The organism is Spiroplasma endosymbiont of Cleonymus obscurus (assembly GCF_964273375.1).
Classification (GTDB): domain Bacteria; phylum Bacillota_I; class Bacilli_A; order Mycoplasmatales; family VBWQ01; genus Spiroplasma_E.
The window spans coordinates 1,032,360-1,054,698 of record NZ_CAXWWA010000002.1; the positions used below are offsets into that span (position 1 = coordinate 1,032,360).

Genomic DNA, 22,339 nt, shown 5'->3' on the forward strand with positions numbered 1-22,339 from the left:
CTGAAAATATAAATTATTTCTAAAAATAATAACAAATTTCCTTGCAATTTAAATATTATTTGTTATTATTCTTATAAGGATTTAGATAGCCTAGGTCCTTTAAAATTAAGGTAATATGTCAAAACATTATTCAATTATAATATTTTTAAATATAAAAAATTTAAAATTAATCTAAAACCCCTAATTTAAACTCTATAACTCCAATAACCTTAAGTTTTATTTATAAATAACCCCCCCCTTTTTTTTATAAATGACATATTACCTTAGCAATAATTCTTGTGTAGACAAGAGCTGAAAAGCTCTTGTTTTTTATATATAAAAAAGAAAAAATGAATTTAAAAATTAAAAATTGAATGTTATAATAAAAGTTAAGGATCTATTTATAAATATCCTTAATATTTAAATAATTAAGTTACAGAACTCTAATCACTATAAATATAATAATTCTCTTAAAATTAACCCTAAAACCTTATATTTATAATGTTTTCTACACAATTAAATCTGTAACTTAATTATTGTTCGATAGCAAGAAAAAAATCTTGTTTTTTTTATATGCTAATTTTTTAATTTTATATGAAGTTATACTTACTTATTGTTATAATAGTTTTATGAAATTAGGTGAATAAATGAAAAAAGCATTAATTATTGATGGTAACAATTTATTATTTAAAGCATATTATGCTACTGCATACCAAGGAGTTAATCTACATTCGCTACAGGGTATTCCAACTAATGCCGTCTATGCTTTTATTAGAATGTTGACTAAGTACTTAAAATCTAACAACTATGCTAGTGTTTTTGTTGCATTTGATGCTGGTCGTAAAACATTTCGTCATGAAACTTTAGCAACATATAAAGGAAAAAGAAGTGAAACTCCGGTTGAGTTAATTGAACAATTTAATTTAGTTAAAATATTTTTAGACTTAGCACAAATTCCTTGGGGACAAATAAATAATTATGAAGCTGATGATATTATTGGCAGCATTGTTAAAAATAAAGTTGCTAGTAATTATCAAATTGATATTATGAGTAGTGATAAAGATTTATTACAACTATTAGATAACAATATTAAAATTCTTAATCCACAAAAAGGGATGAGTGATTTAAAGGTTATTACTATTTCTACATTTCAATCAGAATATGAATTATTACCTTATCAAGTTACCGATTTAAAGGGATTAATGGGTGATAGTTCTGATAATTTACCTGGCATTAAAGGAATTGGTCAAAAAACTGCTATTAGTTTATTAAAAGAATATGACACATTAGAAAACATTATTGAAAATGTAGAACAATTAAAACCAAATGTTAGTAAACTAATTAAACTTAACTTTAATAATGGTATTATTTGTAAACAACTAGCACAACTTAATTTAAATACACCAATTACTGGTAATTTAGAAACGTTTAATTATAATGTTGAAAATTTAAATAATGAAAAGTTACAAGACTTTTACAAACAATATAATATGAACTCTTTATTAACACAAGACACTAATCCTAAAACTAATAAAAATAGTACATCTCACGTTCAAATTATAAATAAGTGAAATCAAGAATGAAATTGTGATTCAAATTACTTATGATTAGAAATTTTTGGTGATAATTATAATCGTGATAATATTATTGGTTTTGGTATTAAAAATGAAAAAGGAACATTTTATATTAATAAAATTAATGCAATTAATTGTCCTAATTTTCAACATTTCTTACAAAATAAAAAACTACAAAAAATAACTTGAGATTTAAAAAAGGTTATTATCGCAGGACTACGTTTAAAATTGATAATAAATAATATTATTTTTGACCATATGTTAGCTGCTTACCTTCTTTATGCTAATGAAAAAATATTACCAGAAAACATTGCTGTTATGCTCAATGTCAATGTTAAAGATAATTTAAGCGCTGATGATTTCTATGGCAAAGGTATTAAAAAAAATATTCCCAATGATGAAAAAGAAATAGCTATTTTTTTAGAAAAAAAATTAAATTTTTTAACAGATTCTCATCTCATTCTTATAAAAAAATTAAAAGATACTAATAACTGAAATTTATATCAAGAGATTGAACTACCTGCTGCTTTTGTATTAGTAAATATGGAGTGTAATGGTGTTAACATTGATCAAAAAAAATTAAAACTACTAACTGATAAAACTTTACTAAAAATCCAAGATTTAGAATTACAAATTAAAAAAGAAAGTAATAGTAATTTAAATCCAAATTCACCAAAACAAATTAGTGAATACTTATTTAAAGAATTAAAATTACCTAATTATAAAAAAGGTAGTACTGCTTTTGAAGTTTTAATTAGTTTAAAAAATCAACATCCAATCATCGATATTCTTTTAGAATATCGTAAATTACAAAAATTATATTCCACTTACTTACTTGGTTTACAAAAATATATTTTTGATGATGGTAAAATTCATAGCATTTATAATCAAGTACAAACCAGTACTGGCAGGTTATCTTCATTAGATCCTAATATGCAAAATATTAGTATTCGCGATAAAGAACAAAGAGAAGTTCGCAAAATCTTTATTCCAAGCAAACCACATACTAAAATACTATCCTGTGATTATTCGCAAATTGAATTAAGAATATTAGCTCATATTAGTGAAGATGAAAATTTAATTAAAGCTTTTCAACAAAAGCATGATATTCATCGCGAAACTGCAAGTAAAATATTAAATATACCTTTAGCAGAAGTTACTAACGAACAAAGACAAAATGCAAAAGCTATTAATTTTGGCATTGTTTATGGCATTTCTAGTTTTGGTTTATCACAACAAATAGGAATTAAAGTTGAAGATGCTAAAATATTTATTAATAAATATTTTTCAGTTTTTCCAAAAATTAAAAGTTATATTAATAATATAATTGATTTTTGTGAAAAAAATGGATATGTTCAAACAATTTTTAATCGTAGAAGAGAAGTAATGGAAATTACAAATAAAAATAAGGTGATTCAAAATTTTGGTAAACGAATAGCAATGAACATGCCAATTCAAGGTAGTGCTGCTGATATTTTAAAATTAGCAATGAATAAAATTTATGAAGAAATAAAAAAACAAAATATTGATGCAATATTAATTGCACAAATTCATGATGAATTAATTTTTGAAGTTGAAGATAATAAAGTTAATGATGTTATTACTAAAATTACTAAAATTATGTCTAATGTTACTAAATTAAAAGTTCCCTTATTAATTAATACTAGTATTGGTGATAACTGATTTGAATTAAAATAAATTTTTAAAAATTTATTAATATTTAAAACAAATTAGTTTATTATATTTTATTGGAAGGAAAATAAAAATGCCAGAATTACCCGAAGTTGAAACTGTTCGCAAAACTTTACAACCACTTTTAACTAATCATAAAATTATTGGTGTTAGAATTCTTTTAAATAAAATTATCAAAACACCAAGTATTGAACAATTCACAAAACAAATTATTGGACAAACAATTAATGATGTTCAAAGAGTTGGTAAATTATTAATATTTATATTAGATGATTATGTATTATTAAGTCATTTACGAATGGAAGGAAAATATTATTTTCAACAAAATAATCAATCAATAAATTGAAAACATGTCTTATTAATATTAGAATTAGACAATAAATACGAATTAAGATATCATGACACAAGACAGTTTGGAACCTTTCATTTGCAAACTAAAAATGAATATCAAAACATAAAACCTTATATTAATATTGGTCCAGAACCTTTTAATAAAAATGTTACTGCTGAATATTTAAAAAATAAATGAAAAAATAAAAGTCAAAGTATTAAAGCAACATTATTAGAACAAAATGTTATGAGTGGTTTAGGAAATATTTATGCAGATGAAGTATTATTTTATGCTAGTATTCATCCGCAAAGTATTACTAAAAATTTAACACTTAAACAATTACAAGAAATCATTAATAAAGCAAGATTTGTGCTTGATAAATCAATAAAACTTGGTGGATCAACAATTAGTAGTTATACTTCAAGCCTTGGTGTAACAGGTTACTATCAACAAGAATTACAAGTTCATACTAGAGCAAAAATGCCTTGTTTTAAATGCCATACTATTATTAAAAAAATAAAAATAAACCTTCGTGGAACTTACTTTTGTAATCACTGTCAAATTAAATATTAACTGTGGAAAACTCAAAAGTATATATTAATAAAGAATATTTTTAATAAAAAAAGTGGAATAAATGTGGATAAGTATGTGTTTTAATCATTTCACTTTATTTATATTCTTTATGTGCATATAATTATCATACCATGAAAGAAATGGATAGTAAAAAGAAAGTTAGGGAATGAATATGAACAGAACAATAAATGATATTGATATTTTTAAGTTGAACCAATCAGAATATATTAGTAACGAAGATTACCAAATTTTATTTATGTTATATCAACCAATAATTGGTATTGAAGCAATAAATTTATATTTAACTTTAGTTCAAGAAAAGTTATTAACAAAACGTATTAATCTTGATTTCAATCATGGACGAATTAAATCTTTATTAAAAATAACTTCCACTCAATTACTTGTTGCTTTCCAACAACTTGAATCTGTTAACCTTATTAATACTTACTACTATTCTTTAAAATCTACTTACATTTATCAATTGTGTTCTCCCTTATCTGCTGATGATTTTTTTGCTAATACCCATTTAAACTCAGAACTACTTAAACAATTAGGAACTTTAAATTACGAAAGACAAAAATTTTATTTTTTGAAAAATGATATTGAAATTACAGAAAATTATGTTAATATTACTCAACAGGAAAATACTATCCCTCAATCTTTAAAATTAAAAACAGCACTTAATAATATTTATGCTAAACAAGAGCAAACATCAATTTCTAGACCAATTTATTCATTTCAAAATAAAAATCAAATTAATACTATGAAAGTTAATTTAAATTCTAATGGTAATACAATTATATCTAAAGATAATTCTGATGTTATTAATACCACATTAAATTTAATGCAACAAAAATTACCTGAAGAATATTTAAAAAATTTAACTGGTAAAATACCAACTGATAAATTAAAAACAACATTAGAAATATTAACTAATAACTTTCAATTAAATAATGCTGTAATTAACTGCTTAATTGAATATGTTTGATTTAAAAATAATAAACGTTTAGAACCAAACTATATTATTAAAATTGCTGAAACCTTTCAAGAAAATCAAATTAATAGTATTGATGATGCTTTATCTCATTTAAAACTTGCTTATGCTCGTAGCAAAAAAAATCCACAGCAACAATTTCAACAAGAATCATTATGATCTACTACAGAACAATCAACAACAAATAATTTCAATAAAAAATTAATTAAAAAATATAAGGTTGATAATATTAAAAAAGATATAAAATTAACTCAAGAAGAAATAAAGAATATTTTAAAGGAATTTGATGCCCATTAATTTAATTATTAAAAGACACTATTATTAAGTAAGGAAATGATTATCATGAAACTTAAAGCGACAACTATCTTAAAAGAAAACATTAACAATGCTGAACTTCATGACTTTATTAAAAAAAACAACTTAACTAACAGCAAACTAGAACCATATGTTGATTTATTAAAAACTTATATTGATAGCTACAATTTATGTAAAAAACGAGAGAATCTTAGCAAATGTCTACAAAATGTTAAAGGATATCGTTATAAACTAGTAATGTTACCTAATCAAAAAATAAGTTTAGTACTAACGGATTGTCTTCATTCTATTAATAGATCTGTCCAACAACAAGTACATAATAATTTTTTAATTAAATACTATGATGATAAACTTTTATCACTTTCATGAAGTAAAAATTTTAATGCCTCAACTAATGCAAGAAAAGAAATCATCCAGTATTTACATCAATCTTTAAAACACAAAAGTTATCAAGGTTTATACTTATATGGTGACACAGGTAGTGGCAAAACTTTTATTTTTATCTTATTTGCAAATAAATTAATTCAAAAAAATCAAACTGTTTGTTTTATTGTATGACCTGAATTTGTTATGGACATTAAAAAAAGTTTTAAAAATGATACTGATACTAATCAGCAAATTGAACAATTAAAATCATGTGACTTATTATTTATTGATGATTTAGGCGGTGAAACTGTTAGCGCTTGAGAGCGTGATGAATTATTATTTAGTATTCTTAATGCACGAATTTTACCATTAAAAACTACATTTATTAATTCTAACTATAGTATTAGTGAACTATATCAACATTATTATTTAAAAAATAGTAAATCAGAAGAAATTAAAGTTAAACGTTTATTAGAACGTATTCAAACTTTAACTATACCAATTGAATTAACTATTGAAGAATCACAAACTACCATTGAAAATAATATTAATATTGACAATATTAATAATGAAATAGAATATATACCAATATAAATTTCATAAAAAAATAAAATAATGAAAACTATAATTAAAATAAAGGAAATAATTTACTAATAAAATAAATGTTTTATAAATAAATCCATATTTTATGACAAATATTAACAATATTTGTTTATAATATACCTAGTCATTAATCAATATAAAAAACAAACACATAAAAGGAGTGACTTAATAATGGCAATTAAAATTGCAATTAATGGATTTGGGCGCATTGGCCGCCTTGCCTTTCGTCAATTATTTGACAAAAAAGAAATTGATATTGTTGCTATCAATGATTTAGGAAATGTAGAAGCTCTAGCATATCTATTACAATATGATTCAGCACATAGAACTTGAAAACATGGAAAAATCAAAGCAGACAAATCAAAAAATACTATTAATGTTGATGGTAAAATAATTAAAGTTTGTCAAGAAAAAGACCCAAAAGCATTACCATGAAAAGCCAATGATGTTGATATCGTAATTGAAGCAACTGGACGTTTTACAACAAAAGAATTAGCACAAGCACATATTGATGCTGGAGCTAAAAAAGTTGTGATTTCAGCACCCGCTAAAGGAGACTTAAAAACTATTGTTTATAATGTTAACCATGATATTCTAAAAAGTACTGATAATATTATTTCTGGTGCTTCATGTACTACTAATTGTCTTGCTCCTGTTGTTCATGCTCTAGAATCAGAATTTGGAATTATTAAGGGATGAATGACAACAGTTCATGCTGCAACTAATGACCAACGTTTACTAGACTTAGAACATTCAGATTTTAGAAGAGGACGTAGTGCTATGTCTAATATTGTTCCTGCAGCTACAGGTGCTGCTGCAGCTATTGGTTTAGTTATCCCTTCTGTTAAAGGAAAACTAGATGGTTCAGCAATGCGTGTTCCAATTATTACTGGTTCAATTGTTGATTTAACAATTGAATTAAAGAAAAATGTTACTGTTGAACAAGTTAATGCAGCAATGAAAAAACATAGTAGCGAATCATTTGCTTATAATGAAGATCCAATTGTTTCAACTGATATTATTGGTTCAAGTTTTGGTTCAATTTTTGATGCAACATTAACAAAAGTTATTGAAGTTGAAGGCAAACAAATTGTTAAAGTTTTTGCTTGATATGATAATGAAATGTCATATGTATCGCAATTAGTAAGAACAGTAATACACTTAGCAAAGCTAAAATAATTTTTAAATAGTTTAATTAAAATATTAAACTACAAAAATGCATCTTACCAATTACAAGATGCATTTTTATTAATAGCTTTAAAAATATATTAAAATTATAATATGAAAAAAGGAGATGAAAATTATATGAATAAAAAAACATTAAAGGATCTTGATTTTAAAAATAAAAAAGTTATTGTTCGTTTTGACTTCAATGTACCATTAGAAAATGGTAAAATTACCGATGATACAAGAATAAAAGCAAGCATCGAAACTATTAAGTATTTACAAAATCAAGATGCAAAAATAATCATGTTATCACATCTTGGAAGAATTAAATCTGAAGCTGATAAAGAGAATAATACTTTAGCGCCCGTTGCAAAAAGACTAAGTGAAATCTTAAAAGAAAATGTAATATTCATTAATGAAACTCGTGGTACAAATCTTGAAACAGCTATTAATAATCTTAAAAACAAAGAATTACTTTTAATAGAAAATACTCGTTTTGAAGATTTAAATGGTAATAAAGAATCTACTAATAATCCCGAATTAGGTAAATATTGAGCACATTTAGGTGATGTATTTGTTAATGATGCTTTTGGTACTGCACACCGTGCTCATGCATCTAACGTTGGTATTGCTACTAATATCAAAAATAGTTGTGTTGGTTTATTAATTGAAAAAGAATTAACAATGCTTAATAAAATCACCGTTAATCTAGAACATCCTTTTATAGCAGTACTTGGTGGTGCTAAAGTATCAGATAAAATTGATGTTATCAAACAATTATTAACAAAAGCTGATAAAGTTCTTGTTGGTGGCGGTATGGCTTATACTTTTATGAAAGCATTGAATTATAAAATTGGTGATTCATTATTAGAAAAAGATAAAATTGATATTGCTAAAGAAATTATTGAATTAGGAAAAGGAAAATTAATACTACCTATTGACTTTGTAATTGCTCCGGAATTTAAAGATATCAAAGGTAAAATTACTAATAATGAAAACATTGATGATGGATATGAAGGAATGGATATTGGTCCAAAAACAATTAAATTATTTGAAAATACTTTAATTAATGCTAAAACTGTTTTTTGAAATGGACCATTAGGAGTTTTTGAAATGAGTAACTTTGTTAATGGAACAAAAAATATTTGTAAAACTATTTCACAATTAAAAGGTGCATTTACACTAATTGGTGGTGGTGATAGTGCAGCAGCAGCAGTTAAATTTGGATATGAAAATAAATTTAGCCATATTTCAACTGGTGGAGGTGCTTCATTAGAATATCTAGAAGGTAAGGATTTACCTGGTATTAATGCTATAGAAAATAAATAGTGAAAATATATGATTACTCAAGATCAAACAACAAGTGTTTTTATTCTTATTAGTTTATTTTTAATTACGATGGTTTTAATATTTCAATTATTCCAATTTATTTTTTGATTAATTATTATTTTAAAAACTAAAAAAAATGATACTAAATTAAAACCTAGCTATCAACAAGCATTATCCAATGAAAATATTAATTGTCAAATAGTTAAAAGTAAATTTACTTTTAAATATCTTAACTATAATTTTAAAAAAAATATTTTAAAATTAAAAAGTCGTGATTTTAATGAAACTACTACTTGAAATAAATATCAAACTTTAAGTAGTGTACTTGTTATTAAGTGAAAAAATAATTCTCAAAAATGAAGTAATTTAGCTCTACCAATTATTAATTTATTTTTTATAAATGGTGTTATTATTACTATTATTTGTGCTTTATTATATTACATTCCAATTCAAAATAATAATATTAACAAGGAAATCTTAGCAATTTTTAGTTTCCTTAGCTTACTTATTATTACTATGAGTTGATTATTTTGAACAATGTTTTATGAAAAATTTCGTAAGCAATTAATGACATTAAATACAGAATTAAATTATAATGAACAAAAAACTATTAAATATATTACCCTATTTAAATCTTGTTTTCCATTTTCTGATTTAATGTTTTAAATAAAATAAAATTATTTTAATTAAGTATCAAATTTACACTTGTGGTAAAAATTGATACTTTTTTTATTATTTTTAATTAAATTTAAACTTAATTTTTATTAATAAATGATTATTAAATAAATTTCTATTATCTAAAATACAAACCAAAAATAAACCTAGTAATTATAGCGATAAAACTATAATATACATTTAAATTTCATTTACAAAAGTATAGTAATTTGCTTTAAATTATATACCATGTTTATTATTATCAAAGCATTATAAAAGCAAATATCCTAAGAACCTGTTTAAAATCTTTTAGAGAAATAGGGTAAAATGATTATATATTTTAAGATAAGAGGTATATATGCGTAAAAATTATCCTAGTAATGTTAGCAAAGAGCAATTTGAAAATATAAAATCAATTTTAGAAAATACTAAAAAGAGAACTAAACCAAGAAGCTTAGATTTATATGAAGTATTTTGTGCAGTTTTATATGTATTAAAAAGTGGTTGTCAATGAAGAATGTTACCAAAAGATTTTCCAAAATGACAAATTGTATATTATTATTTTCAAGTTTGAAGTAAAAATAATGGTAAAGAACCTAGTGTATTACAATTAGTTTTAAAAAAAATTAGTCATGGCATTTCGTATCAATAATGGTAGAAAAGAACAAACTAGTTTTTGTATAATTGATTCACAAAGTGTTAAAAATACAGATACTACTAAAAACAAAGGTTATGATGCTGGTAAAAAGATTTCAGGAATAAAGCGTCATATTGCTGTTGATTCTCAAGGTTTACCACATGCAATTTACATAACCACAGCAGAAAAAACAGATCGTAACAGTGCTATAATAATGATTGAAAATGAAAAAGAGAATCTTTCTGCAGTTCAAAAAATACTAGTAGATGCTGGTTATACTGGTGAAAAATTTGCTTCTAAAATTAAAACAATTATAAATGCAAATGTTGAAGTTATAAAACGTAATGAATTACATTCTTTTGTAATATTACCAAAAAGATGAGTTGTAGAACGAAGTTTTGCATGATTAGAAAAATGCAGAAGATTATGAAAAAATTGTGAAAAAAAATTAAATACTAGCTTACAAATGGTTGTTCTTGCCTTTATTTCAATTTTATTGAAAAGATTTTAAACAGGTTCTAAGAAAAATAAAAAAATGTTAAAATAAATACATAATTTTAGATATATTTTTATTAATAATTATTATTTTGAAAGGGGTGTTAAAATGAAATATTTTAATCCAAGTTTTTTATTTAAATTATGAATATTAATTATTCCATTATTTCATAATGAAAAACAAAAAGTACAATCTATGCCAATAAAATCATTAACTAACCCAACAACCTTACAAGAATCATTAACCAATTTACAAGAACTACCAATTAATTTAAAACAAGCCGAAATTTTTAATCATAAACATCGTCATAAAAAACATAAAAAAAAGAAATATTAATAGTAACTTAAAAAATTCAACATTTTTTAATGGTACATGTACAAATGAAGGAACTACTTTCGTAAAATTAATTAAAGAAGACTTTTACTGTGGTGTTGAAGAGCCTTGAACTAATAATAAAGGTGTTGCAATATTACCCTATGTTTTAAAAGATAATGAATATTATTATTTACTAGTTAAAGAAAATAATCCGTTATTTAAAAATAAACAAATTAGTGAATATAGCACTATTATTGGGGGAGTAGAAAAAAAATATCTTAACACCACAGTAGTAAATGAAATGAAAGAAGAAGCTAATATTGATGTTAATAATACAAAAGCAAAAATTTATTATTTGGGTAAACATTATTCAAACAAAATAAGTACCAAAGAATGACATTTGTATGGAATTGATTTAACAAATATGAATTTAGATTTAAATAAGCCCTACAAAGGTGGTGGAGATGGTTCTATTGCTGAAAAAACAATTACTGCCAAATTTGTAAATAAAACTATTTTAGGCATGTGCAATGATGTTTTAAGTTTAGCTATTTATGGAAAATTAAATTTAGATAAAAAAATCGAATCAAATTTAAATATTGATAAAATTAATTCAATGGAATTAGGAGATTTTTCAAATCAATCTTTAACAAGTATAAATAACAACTCTTCATTATAAAAATAAGTTATTTATATTATTGATAGATATCAACTAAAAACTCATTTGTTGACTATGAACCAAAACTTAACTGCAATAAGAAACAAAGTTTCTATTATCTATTAGTAGTTATGATACGAAGCATATTTTTAATAAAATAAATTGAAAGGGAAAAAAAGATAATGTTAAAAAAATTATTTATGGAAATTAAACAAAGAAAAACTAAGAAAAAAATAAATAAAATAAAAGAAAATTTAGTTTTTATTGAAAGAATAAATTTACTTATAGAAAAAATTGAAAATTTTAAAATTAAGTTTATCGAAATTACAATATATGCACAAGATATAGACTTAACTTCTTACTATCTCTCACAACATAATCTTATTGGGAGCGTACCGATGTTGTCGGTAACTAAAAAGTTTTAAAAATAGCTCCTTTCTTTTTTAAACCCTTAAATTAAAAATAAATGATAAAAGATGAGAATAAAATTCTTGTCTTTTTTTGTAATTGTAAAATTTTAAAATTTTAATAACCGTCTTTAGCACTATTATCAACACGTGTTAGGGAACTAAAAAAGTGAACTACAACACAGTTGTTAAAAATAGTAGCTAGCATGTGGACTTGCATGAATAAATAAAAAGTGGAGTGATACCTAATAAAATATACTAACCAGAAATGGTAATCCTTGGGGTGGGAGCGGATTGGAAACTAGTATATATAGACCCGGAGTGGGGACCAACTATTATTATTTATTTAACCAACCTTGCCACTACCAAGTGAGCAAGTGTTGGTTTTATTTTTTATTTTTTTTAAAAAATTTTTGAGCCCAGAATTGCTGGAATGAATAAAACGAATAGTGGGATTATTAATAATCTAAAAATCAAAATATATGTTCTTTATGCTAGAAGCAACAGAACATATTAGGAAAGGATTATTATGCAAATAGAATTTAAAAAAGAACAAATTGTAAAAGATAAACCACAATCTATTCTTATTGATTATGGTGAATATAAATTACAATGTCCAAAATGAATGGTTAAAAATAATACTTTTATTGCTGATGATAAATATACATATTGAGTTTTTAATTTAGAAAATATTAAAAGAGAATTAAGTGGTAATGAATTAATAAAATTATTAGAACCATATATTAAAGACCAAAAAATAACTGTTAATAAAGCAACTGCTCCAAAAGAATATTATCTTAATGATGTAAAACTTGAACAACTAACATTTTATGAACAGCATAATAGTTGATTTATTGGTGAAATAACAGATAACAAAACTAAAATTACTAATCCTTGTTTTAAATATAACATTACGTGAGAAGAGAATAGAAAAGGTTTTAAAATAAATAATCCATATAAACATGATGATTTACCAACTAATTATATAATTACTTCCTATAAAGAAATTTCAACTCATAATGAAAAAGTATTTTTGTTGAACATGTAAACAAAATAAATTAGATTATTTATTCTTTAATACTAATGATATAAAAACAAAAAAATATTTTTTAAGAGATAAAAATGGTAAAGCAATTTGTTATGACTGTATTTTAAATATTAGGTTAAGTAGGAGGTATAAATATGAATAAAGAAAAAATACTTGAATATCTTAAAGATGAATGAGAATGAAATAAAGAAATGAGAGACGATGAAAAAGTAACTAAACTTTGAAAAAGTTGTTTTAATGGAAGATTAAATCCTATCTCAATTAAATCAAAAAATTAAAAATGGTGAATTTGATTAATAATGCAATATGACTTAATTATTGGGATTGACCCCGCTGGTATTGGTAATAATGGAATTGTTATATATTCAAATGAAACTAATAATATTGTTTTTAATGAAACATTTAATACATTAACTGTTTTATGAACTAAAAATATGTATAAAGAAAAATTTCAATTAATTAAAGAAAAATTTATTGATAAAAAAATATTAGTTATTGTAGAAAATTTCTTTTTAAGTTCAAAACAATTATTAACTAATCCATTAGCAACACCTAAAATTATTGGTGCATTAATGGTATTAGTAGAAGATATTATGAACTGAGATTATTTAGAAAATCATCCTAAAAATAAAACTAAAATAGAAAATTATAAAGGAAATATAAAATTAACAAAACATGAACAAGATGCTTATAAGCATATTCAATATTATTTAAGGAATTATAAAAATGAAAGAGAAAGCAAATTATGTCAAATTAACAGTAAAACTAAGTAACACTATTGAAGCAAAATATTACGAAAAAGGTAATAAAGAATTATATTATAGTGTTCGTGGTCAATGAAATGGTTTAAACTATGTTACTTTAATTTTTAATAACCCAAAACTTTATAGACGCTGTATTTTATTAAACAAAAACGATGAAATTATTGTAACTGGTCAAATTTTTAATACTTTAAACATTCCTAAAAATCGTGTATTTTGTTCAATTAATGTTAAATGATTTAAAAAATGAAAAGAGTAAAAAATGATATGATGAGAAATTTTATTAATAGCACCAATATTAATAACAAGTATAACACTAATAATATTTTTAATATTTATTATTAAAGAATTAAAAAATGAATATAAAGTATTAAAAATATTAAGTGAAATTGCTAATCAAATTGAAAATAAGGAGAATAAATAATGAAATGTTTTCTTTGCATGCATGGAGAAATATATTCTCCAAAAACCTTGTATAAAATAAAAAAATTGAAAAAAATAATTTACCAAGATAGAGATATTGATAGTGAAGATTTTAAGAAAAGATATGAATATCTTTTAAAAAAATTAGGTGATGGTGATAATAAAATTATTTGAATAAATTTATTAATAAAGCAAGAAAGAAATAATAGAAAGGAGAATAAATAATGAATAAAGAAAAATTACTTAAATATATGAAAGATATAATTAAATGAACTAAAAAAATTAATTATACAAACTCTGATTTGGACAAAAATATTTTAAATTTATTAATTGAAAAAATAGAAAAAGGTGAATTTGATAATGATTAAATTAAAAGATTTATTTGGTCAAGATAAAATAGAAATATTTTCACCAAATCCCAAAGATTTAACAGATAGTAATGATATAAAAGCAATTATTTTATGAAAATATCCTAATGTTATTGCTGAATATTTAGTTGTTTCTCAACCACATGCAAATACTGCTATTTTAGTTGGTGATAACGTTCACTATACAGGTTGAGTTGAAGTGTTTATTAAACCAAAAAATGAAGGAGTAAATGAAAATGCCAAATGACACGAATGTACAATCAAATAACTATACTTTATTAAAAATAATAAGAATTGGAATAAGTCCATTATCAGCAATGATTGGTACAAGTGCTTATTATGGTCAAATTATTGGTAATCCAGTATTAGGAAGTATTAATGCTTTATTTTTTAGTAAAAAGTTAGGAATTGATATATGAAACTTAAATCAAATGCCAAGTACTAAAAAGAAAATATTAAATTCAAGTAAAAAAATATTATTAGGTTTAGGAACTATTGGTTTAATTAATTATGCAAAATTTACAAAAATCAATCCTAATCCTGAACCACCACCTTGATTAACAACTACTACCACAGAAACACCACCATGACCATTATTATTAACTAATGATAATAAACAACAAATGGATTGAGATACATATATTAGTTTAAGTACTTATGGTATATCAAATCTAATTGGTGGGTTAAGTGAATTAATACCTAATAGATTTGAAGTAATAAGAAAAATATGTAATATGGCAACTAGTGGATGTCTAATTTCAAGTGGTGTAGCTATGGGTATAAATAATGATGGATGGGTTACACTTTATTGGACACTAATTACGTAGACAAGTGAACAAATTAGTTAAAAGAAAGGAAATATAATTATGGCCAATATTAACTCATATAATGATGAATTTAAAAAACAAATAGTATCTTTATATCAAAATGGCAAATCAGTATCTTGCCTTGCTAAAGAATACAACGTTACAAGAGCAGCTACTTATAAATGAATTAAGCAATTTACAAATTCAGGCAGTTTTAAAACTAAAGATAATCTTTCGGATTTAGAAAAACAATTAATTCAAGCAAATAAAGAATTAAAACAATTAAGAATGGAGAATGATATTTTAAAGCAAGCAGCACTAATAATAGGCAGAAAGTAGAGATTATTACAAATAATAAATCTAAATATAAAATTCGTCCAATTTGTCGTTTTTTAAAACTTTCTAAATCAACATATTATTTTAATTTAAAGAAAAAAGAAGATAAAATCAAAAATAATATGTATGATGAAGCTGTTATTAGTGCTTTTAAACAAAATAAAGAAGTTTATGGAACAAGAAGATTAAAAGTCAGTCTAGAAAATAAAGAAATTTATTTATCACGCAAAAAAATTAAAGAAATTATGAATAAACATAATTTAATATCAAAATACACTAAATTATCATTTAAAAATCATCATAACAAAGTCAATGATAGCCAAATAAGCAATCTTGTGAATAGAAACTTTAATAATAGGCTTAAAAATGAAGTTATTGTTAGTGATTTAACTTATGTTCAAGTTAATGGTAAGTGAAACTATATTTGCTTATTAATCGACCTATTTAACCGCGAAATTATTGGACATAGTGTAGGTACTAAAAAAGATGCATCATTAGTATATCAAGCATTTATGCAATCAAATCGCTGTTTAAAAGATATTCAAATATTTCATAGTGATCGCGGTAATGAATTCAATAATAAAACTATTGATAAACTTTTATTAGCATTCAATATTACCCGTTCTTTAAGCAAAAAAGGTTGTCCTTATGATAATGCTGTTGCTGAAGCAACTTTCAAAACTTTCAAAACTGAATTTATTAATGATAAAAATTTTACATCATTAATCCAATTAAAATTAGAATTATTTGATTATATCAATTGATACAACAACATACGAATCCACAGCACTTTAAACTACCTAACTCCAGTTAAATATCATGAAAAAATGTCTACCAAAAAATAGTCCTAAAAAGGGTTGCCATTCCACTTTTTTTAATTTAAAAGAATAACATTTTTAATAACAAATTAAAGATTGACTACTATCATTTAATTCTGAATTATTATCTCAATTATCCAACATATCATTAATTGCTCTAATTGAAATAGGATCAAATCTAATTAATTGATTATTAACATCAATAATTAAATTATCTACCATTCTTTCCAATTCTCAATGAAACATTAATGGTTTTTCTTTATTTTGTAATTCTTCTTTTTTATTGTTCAATTTTGTTAATATTTCCATTAAGCTAACTGTACTATTTTCATTTCAGTTATTATTTATATTTACAAAATCATTTCTTAAATTTTCAATTTCACTAATAGTTTTATTTATATACCTTGCTTCTGCTCTCTTTTCATATCATTCAGGAAATAATTTTTTGTGTACAAATGGCCCCATAATAAATAATACTAATAATGAACTAGTAGCAGCACCAATTAGCATTCGAATTGGTAATGAAAATTTATTTTCATTACTACCAAGTGCTTTAACAATTTTTTCATTACATAAATATGTTATACCAATTCCTGGTATTGTACTAAGCAAAAACCCACTACCAATAATACCCACTTTTTCTCATATATTTAATCCTTGATAATTATATATTAATTGTTGTCTACTATCTTCTGATATTCTTTCTTGTCTTATCATAATTTACTCCTATTTTTCTAATTTGAGTTAATAAAATTAATTATTAATATCTTAACATAAAAACTAACATTAATATTTTATTAAACAATTAATTAATATATTTAATATTCTAAAATAAGAATAATAAAAACTAATTAATGGAAATAAGTTTATTAAATAATAAAATAATTAAAGCTTCTTTTCATTATTAATATACTCTCATATATTATCCTTTCAAAGTTGCTAACATTACAGCTTTAATAGTATGTAAACAATTTTCTGATTGTTGAAATACCTTTGATGCAGAAGATCGAAATACTTCATCAGTAACTTCTAATTCACCTGTTCCACCATATTGTTTAACAATATCTTGAGTAATTTGTGTATTACCATCATGAAAACTTGGTAAAGAATGTAAAAATATAACATCTGATTTTGCAATTTTCATTTTTTCATCATTAACTTGATATGGCATTAATTCTTTAATTCGTTGTTTTAATAAAATTTTATCTTCACATACAGATGTTCAAACATCAGTAGCAACTACATCAGCATCTTTACTTGCTGTTTTATAATCTTCTGTTAAAATAATAGAACCACCCGTTTCTTGAGCAATTTCTTGACATTGTTTTAATAGTTGAGGATATGGTCATAAATTTTTATTAGTACAGATTACTAAATTCATTCCTAATTTTGCACTAATAATCATATAACTATTAGCCATATTAAAACGAGCATCTCCAAAATAAACAAATTTAATACCTTTAACATCTTTATTTTTTTTACACTCTTGAATTGTCATAATATCAGCTAGTATTTGTGTTGGATGATATAAGTCAGTTAAGCCATTTCATATCGGAACACCGGCATTTTCAGCTAATTCTTCAACATCAGTTTGTTTATATCCACGAAATTGAATACCATTATAAATTCTACCAAGAAATTTAGCGGTATCAATAATTGATTCTTTAACTCCTAATTTACTACTAGTTGGATCAAAATATGTTGAATGCATTCCTAAATCACAAGCAGCAACTTCAAACGCGCTTCTTGTTCTTAATGAATCTTTTCGATATAATAAAGCAACACTATAGCCTTTTAATGGCTGTTTTTCTATTCCTTTTTGTTTTGCAATTTTTAAAGTAGCAGCTAATTCTAATAAGTAATAAATTTCTTCTGAAGTAAAATCTAATAAACAAATAAAATTTCTGCCTTTTAAATTAATAGCCATGATATGTTTTCTTCCTTTCAGTTCCTAATATCTTTATTTAATTTAACATTAATATACAATATGGGCAACACTCTGGCCACATGACAATTCAGAATTAGTAATTTCATAAACATGGATATGTATTATTATATTTAATTTTTAACTCAAATTTATTAACAGCAAGTAATTATTTTGTTAATAAATTATTGAACTGAAAGTTGTTTTAAATATTTTTCTAGTGAAATAATATATTCTTTTTTAGAATTCCATTCTTTTAAAATTTGATTGATTAAGTAAGAACATATTTTTTTATCTTGGATAATACTCATTACAACAAACTTTTTAATATAAAATACTCCAATACCATTTCTGATAAAAATTTTAGCAAGTAATAAAACTATTTTTAATTTATTAATTTCTGAATATATATTAATAGCAGACTTACTTTGCATTCAGTATTCTCCTTAACTTAAAATATTCTTTTTTCTCTCTCATAGTTAACATTTAAAACCTTTTTTTATATTTTTGCAATAAATATACAAAAAATTACTAATGAATATGTATATATTAAATTAATAAGTGTATTTTATTGTATATTTAAAATTTAAAACTATCAAAATAAAATTTTAAATATACAATAATAAATGAAAATGAAAAATATTAGTTTAGTAATTAAATGTAAAATTAAAAAACAAAACTTTAAAACTTACTAAAATAGAATATTTTATAAAAGTTTTGAAAATAATGTTTTATCAATAAAACTTAATATAATTTTAAATTTAAAATTTGTACCTAAATTATAGGTACAAATTTTTATTATTTCTCATTTTGCTGTGTGTACATCACAATACGTAAAATAAGTTGTAATATTTCATAAATCATACGAATCAAGTAATAAATAAACTTAATTTGGAAAATTCAACTAATAGCACGTATTTCTTTTTCATTTAAAATACCAACAAGATTTTGACAAATTTCTTTTCTTGATTTAGCATAAAAAATCATTTGCATTGAAGAAAAAAGAATTAATAAAATACTACCTAAAATTGATAAAACAATTGAAAGTATATTTGCGCTCGCTGCTGGTAAAGTAATTCAAGAATTAGCAGGTGAAAGAGCAAATAGAATAGCAAGTGCAAAAGGAATTAAAACAAAAAATAATGTTATTTTACGAGAAAAATCTCATCAAAAAGTATTAAAACGACTACTATTTGAACTACTTACTGCCCAAGTACTTTCCATTGCCATTGCTAAAGTATAAATAGAACGACGGTGATAAGTTCATGGTAATAGTCTTAAAGAAAAATTACCATTATTAAATAAATATGGCCTTAAATAAAAAAACCTAGGTTCAACAGTAATACTATTAATATTACCAAATCCCTTAAATTTTATTCTTTTTGCATTAATACCGTATGTTTTTAAATATTTTTGAGATAACTCGCCACCAGTTAAATTAGCACTATTTTCACGATGGAATCAAGAATACTTAATTCAAGTGAAAAATCAAATCATAGTAACAACAAACAAAATTACACCAACAATAGCTAATAAGCTTGCTAAAACAATTAAACTAGTTGATCAAGTCTTTGGATCATTTGGATTAACTGAGGATAATAATAAATTAGTCATAATCTTCTCCTTTCTAACTATTTGAATAGAGTCTACAATATTATAACATAGTATTATTCCACCACGAAAAGAAAGTTATAAACTTCTTGATCACCATCAACAATTTCATATTCAATATCATAATCTTCATCTAAAATTTTTTTCATAAAATTAATTTGATCTTTTGAATAACCTTTACCTTTAAAAATAGTAATTATTTCTGCACCATCTCAAATTAATTTAGTAAACAATACTTTAATTACATTAAATAAATTTTCATTTGAAGCAATAATTTTTTCTTTACCATCTTTATTACGAAAACTAACAGCAGAAAAAAAGTGTTTTTTTCCAATTTTAATACCATCTATTTCAACATCACGATCAGCAACTGTTACATAACCAAAAGCAGCATATTTAATTTCACTTCACATATTTTTATTATTTTCTTTTGCACTTAATTCAGGATTGAAATTTAAAGCGGCACGCATACCTTGAGCAATATTTTTAGCAGGTAATACAAAAACTTTTGATTTTTTTTCTAATTTTCTTGCTTGTTCTGCTGCTAAAAATAAATTACTATCATTTGGCAAAATAAAGACATTTTTTGCATCGACAATTTCAATTGCCTTTAAAAAGTCATCTGTTGATGGATTAATTCTTTTTGAATACATAATAATATTGTTAACCTTTAATTCATCTCTAAAAAAGGTTTCAATTCCTCTACCAGGAACAGCAGCAATTAAAGCAAATTTATTATTTAATTTACAAATTGGTTTAATAGTTTGTGTATGTGCTTTTGCCTGTTCGGTCATATTTTCAATTTTTACTTTTAAAATTTCACCAAATTTCTGAAAATAATTTAAAATTTGACCTGGTTTTAAAGTATGAACATGAACTTTGATTAAATCTTCATCATCTACTAAAACTATTGATTGACCATCCATTGTTTCTAAATCAGTTCGTGTTTTGCTTAAATTAAAATCTAACTTACTAACTTTATTTAGTTTTACAATAACTTCTGAACAATAACCAAAGTTTTCTTGATTTAAAACCATTTCTAATTTTGCTGTATCTTGTTGTTCTAATTTTTTCTTTGGTGAAATAGCTTTACCGTGCTTTAAACCATACACCATACCTTCAACAATATAAACTAAACCAGCACCACCCGAATCAACAACTCCTACTTTTTTTAAAATTGGCAATAAATCAGGTGTTCTTTTTAATGATTCATTCATTCCTTCTAGTAATTTTTCAAAAATATAAAGCGAATCTTTGCCTGTTATTTCTAATTCATTAATATAATTAGCACCATCTTTAATAATAGTAAGAATAGTACCTTCTACTGGTTTCATAACTGCACGATATGCATAATCTTGCGCACTTTTTCAAGATTTTAATAAATCCTCATTACTAATGAAATCATTTTTTAAATCTTTTGTTTTTATAGTTTGAAAAAAACCACGAAAAATTTGAGATAAAATAACTCCAGAATTACCACGCGCACCCATCATTAAACCACGAGAAAAAGTAGTAGCAAATGTTTTTAAACTATCATATTCTTTGCCATTTAATTCTTTTATACCATTCATCATTGTTAAATTCATATTTGTTCCAGTATCACCATCAGGTACTGGGAAAACATTTAATTTATCAACTTCAAAATGATGATTATAAAGATTATTAGCACCGCTAATAAGCATAACTTTTAAGGTTTTAATATCAATTTTTTTCATTTAATTTCACCTTATATTTTCTTTTATTCTTCAATTAAATCATGAACAAAAATGTTAAGTACTATATAGTCTTGATGTTTAATAATCTTTTCAACAATATATTTTAAATTTTTCTGAGTTTGATTCATAATATTTCAAATATTATTATTAAAAAAACAAACTATATTAATATCAATAATTCAACCTAAATCAGACTTGTTAACTTTAATTCCATAATTATTATCTTTTTCATAAATATTGGCAACACCTGGTACAGATAAAATACTTTCTGATAATGCTTTTTTAATAATGTTCATAATATCTTTATCTTTCTCCACATAATCACCCCTATTATATTAATAATAAATTAAATTTATATAAAATAAAATCTCTTATAATTTTTATAGTCTTTTATATTATACCTAATATAATATATCAAGACAATAATAATCTTAAAGAT

27 protein-coding genes are annotated in these 22,339 nt (G+C 23.4%); 21 read left to right on the forward strand and 6 right to left on the reverse strand.

All coding sequences use genetic code 4. The features are described from left to right. Nucleotides 1-626 precede the first annotated feature (626 nt). The 21 genes from polA (at nt 627) to ACI2WJ_RS06595 (ending at nt 16,677) form a co-directional block, all read left to right on the forward strand. Nucleotides 627-3,251 carry a DNA polymerase I gene (polA, locus tag ACI2WJ_RS06495; RefSeq protein WP_400255196.1) on the forward strand — a complete coding sequence of 875 codons (2,625 nt, stop codon included), beginning with the start codon at nt 627-629 and terminating at the stop codon, nt 3,249-3,251. Nucleotides 3,252-3,318: 67 nt separating this feature from the next. Then, a complete protein-coding gene (gene mutM / locus ACI2WJ_RS06500) occupies nt 3,319-4,149 on the forward strand; it encodes a DNA-formamidopyrimidine glycosylase (protein WP_252319020.1) in 831 nt (276 codons plus the stop codon). 172 nt (nt 4,150-4,321) lie between these two features. Further along, a complete protein-coding gene (locus tag ACI2WJ_RS06505; RefSeq protein ID WP_400255197.1) occupies nt 4,322-5,440 on the forward strand; it encodes a DnaD domain protein in 1,119 nt (372 codons plus the stop codon). 45 nt (nt 5,441-5,485) lie between these two features. Beyond that, a complete protein-coding gene (locus tag ACI2WJ_RS06510) occupies nt 5,486-6,418 on the forward strand; it encodes an ATP-binding protein (protein WP_342266894.1) in 933 nt (310 codons plus the stop codon). A 180-nt stretch (nt 6,419-6,598) separates the two neighbouring features. Continuing rightward, on the forward strand, nt 6,599-7,606 hold the full coding sequence (gap, locus tag ACI2WJ_RS06515; RefSeq protein WP_342266864.1) for a type I glyceraldehyde-3-phosphate dehydrogenase: 1,008 nt from the start codon (nt 6,599-6,601) through the stop codon (nt 7,604-7,606). Between the two features lie 126 nt (nt 7,607-7,732). Then, nucleotides 7,733-8,923: a phosphoglycerate kinase gene (locus ACI2WJ_RS06520; protein WP_400255198.1), complete on the forward strand. Its 1,191-nt coding sequence runs from the start codon at nt 7,733-7,735 to the stop codon at nt 8,921-8,923. A gap of 9 nt (nt 8,924-8,932) precedes the next feature. After that, nucleotides 8,933-9,589: a hypothetical protein gene (locus tag ACI2WJ_RS06525; protein ID WP_342257985.1), complete on the forward strand. Its 657-nt coding sequence runs from the start codon at nt 8,933-8,935 to the stop codon at nt 9,587-9,589. A 346-nt stretch (nt 9,590-9,935) separates the two neighbouring features. After that, nucleotides 9,936-10,725, forward strand: a protein-coding gene (locus tag ACI2WJ_RS06530) for an IS5 family transposase (protein ID WP_400254701.1) whose coding sequence is annotated in 2 segments (ribosomal slippage) — nt 9,936-10,196 and nt 10,198-10,725 — 789 coding nt in all. Because the reading frame shifts where the segments join, the coding sequence is not laid out codon by codon here. Nucleotides 10,726-10,818: 93 nt separating this feature from the next. Continuing rightward, complete coding sequence (locus tag ACI2WJ_RS06535) at nt 10,819-11,046, forward strand: hypothetical protein (RefSeq protein ID WP_400255199.1); 228 nt, start codon at nt 10,819-10,821, stop codon at nt 11,044-11,046. A gap of 280 nt (nt 11,047-11,326) precedes the next feature. Next, nucleotides 11,327-11,704: a hypothetical protein gene (locus ACI2WJ_RS06540; protein ID WP_338957798.1), complete on the forward strand. Its 378-nt coding sequence runs from the start codon at nt 11,327-11,329 to the stop codon at nt 11,702-11,704. A 161-nt stretch (nt 11,705-11,865) separates the two neighbouring features. After that, nucleotides 11,866-12,108, forward strand: a complete 243-nt coding sequence (locus ACI2WJ_RS06545) for a hypothetical protein (protein ID WP_400255200.1) — start codon at nt 11,866-11,868, stop codon at nt 12,106-12,108. A 511-nt stretch (nt 12,109-12,619) separates the two neighbouring features. Continuing rightward, nucleotides 12,620-13,138, forward strand: coding sequence for a hypothetical protein (locus ACI2WJ_RS06550; RefSeq protein WP_338958814.1), 519 nt, complete (start codon nt 12,620-12,622; stop codon nt 13,136-13,138). Between the two features lie 134 nt (nt 13,139-13,272). Next, nucleotides 13,273-13,416 carry a hypothetical protein gene (locus ACI2WJ_RS06555; protein WP_400255201.1) on the forward strand — a complete coding sequence of 48 codons (144 nt, stop codon included), beginning with the start codon at nt 13,273-13,275 and terminating at the stop codon, nt 13,414-13,416. Nucleotides 13,417-13,437: 21 nt separating this feature from the next. Continuing rightward, nucleotides 13,438-13,911 (forward strand): hypothetical protein, encoded by a 474-nt coding sequence (locus ACI2WJ_RS06560; RefSeq protein WP_338957806.1) that lies wholly within the window; start codon nt 13,438-13,440, stop codon nt 13,909-13,911. Then, nucleotides 13,865-14,158: a hypothetical protein gene (locus tag ACI2WJ_RS06565; RefSeq protein WP_338957808.1), complete on the forward strand. Its 294-nt coding sequence runs from the start codon at nt 13,865-13,867 to the stop codon at nt 14,156-14,158. Before ACI2WJ_RS06560 ends, ACI2WJ_RS06565 begins: the two co-directional genes overlap by 47 nt. Nucleotides 14,159-14,161: 3 nt before the next feature. Continuing rightward, the gene (locus ACI2WJ_RS06570; RefSeq protein WP_338957563.1) at nt 14,162-14,323 is read left to right on the forward strand and encodes a hypothetical protein; all 162 of its coding nucleotides are present in this window, start codon (nt 14,162-14,164) and stop codon (nt 14,321-14,323) included. A 47-nt stretch (nt 14,324-14,370) separates the two neighbouring features. Next, nucleotides 14,371-14,547, forward strand: a complete 177-nt coding sequence (locus tag ACI2WJ_RS06575; RefSeq protein WP_400255202.1) for a hypothetical protein — start codon at nt 14,371-14,373, stop codon at nt 14,545-14,547. After that, on the forward strand, nt 14,547-14,690 hold the full coding sequence (locus tag ACI2WJ_RS06580) for a hypothetical protein (protein ID WP_338957559.1): 144 nt from the start codon (nt 14,547-14,549) through the stop codon (nt 14,688-14,690). The genes ACI2WJ_RS06575 and ACI2WJ_RS06580 overlap by 1 nt, the downstream gene beginning before the upstream one ends. Next, complete coding sequence (locus ACI2WJ_RS06585) at nt 14,683-14,958, forward strand: hypothetical protein (RefSeq protein ID WP_339039747.1); 276 nt, start codon at nt 14,683-14,685, stop codon at nt 14,956-14,958. Before ACI2WJ_RS06580 ends, ACI2WJ_RS06585 begins: the two co-directional genes overlap by 8 nt. Beyond that, a complete protein-coding gene (locus ACI2WJ_RS06590) occupies nt 14,927-15,517 on the forward strand; it encodes a hypothetical protein (RefSeq protein ID WP_400255203.1) in 591 nt (196 codons plus the stop codon). The genes ACI2WJ_RS06585 and ACI2WJ_RS06590 overlap by 32 nt, the downstream gene beginning before the upstream one ends. 39 nt (nt 15,518-15,556) lie before the next feature. Beyond that, nucleotides 15,557-16,677 (forward strand): IS3 family transposase gene (locus ACI2WJ_RS06595; RefSeq protein WP_400254545.1). Its coding sequence is split into 2 segments (ribosomal slippage): nt 15,557-15,800 and nt 15,800-16,677, totalling 1,122 coding nucleotides; the frame shifts between segments, so codons are not numbered across the junction. A gap of 51 nt (nt 16,678-16,728) precedes the next feature. Here ACI2WJ_RS06595 and ACI2WJ_RS06600 read toward each other — a convergent pair. The 6 genes from ACI2WJ_RS06600 to ACI2WJ_RS06625 all read right to left on the reverse strand — a co-directional run bounded on the left by ACI2WJ_RS06600 (nt 16,729) and on the right by ACI2WJ_RS06625 (nt 22,217). Next, complete coding sequence (locus tag ACI2WJ_RS06600; protein WP_400255204.1) at nt 16,729-17,367, reverse strand: hypothetical protein; 639 nt, start codon at nt 17,365-17,367, stop codon at nt 16,729-16,731. 205 nt (nt 17,368-17,572) lie between these two features. Next, nucleotides 17,573-18,577: an ornithine carbamoyltransferase gene (argF, locus tag ACI2WJ_RS06605; protein ID WP_400255205.1), complete on the reverse strand. Its 1,005-nt coding sequence runs from the start codon at nt 18,575-18,577 to the stop codon at nt 17,573-17,575. A gap of 182 nt (nt 18,578-18,759) precedes the next feature. After that, nucleotides 18,760-19,008 carry a hypothetical protein gene (locus tag ACI2WJ_RS06610; RefSeq protein WP_174481147.1) on the reverse strand — a complete coding sequence of 83 codons (249 nt, stop codon included), beginning with the start codon at nt 19,006-19,008 and terminating at the stop codon, nt 18,760-18,762. Between the two features lie 364 nt (nt 19,009-19,372). Next, nucleotides 19,373-20,188 carry a hypothetical protein gene (locus ACI2WJ_RS06615; protein WP_400255206.1) on the reverse strand — a complete coding sequence of 272 codons (816 nt, stop codon included), beginning with the start codon at nt 20,186-20,188 and terminating at the stop codon, nt 19,373-19,375. 53 nt (nt 20,189-20,241) lie between these two features. Continuing rightward, the gene (locus tag ACI2WJ_RS06620) at nt 20,242-21,900 is read right to left on the reverse strand and encodes a DAK2 domain-containing protein (RefSeq protein WP_400255207.1); all 1,659 of its coding nucleotides are present in this window, start codon (nt 21,898-21,900) and stop codon (nt 20,242-20,244) included. Nucleotides 21,901-21,923: 23 nt separating this feature from the next. After that, nucleotides 21,924-22,217 (reverse strand): hypothetical protein, encoded by a 294-nt coding sequence (locus ACI2WJ_RS06625; RefSeq protein WP_174481144.1) that lies wholly within the window; start codon nt 22,215-22,217, stop codon nt 21,924-21,926. Nucleotides 22,218-22,339 lie beyond the last annotated feature (122 nt).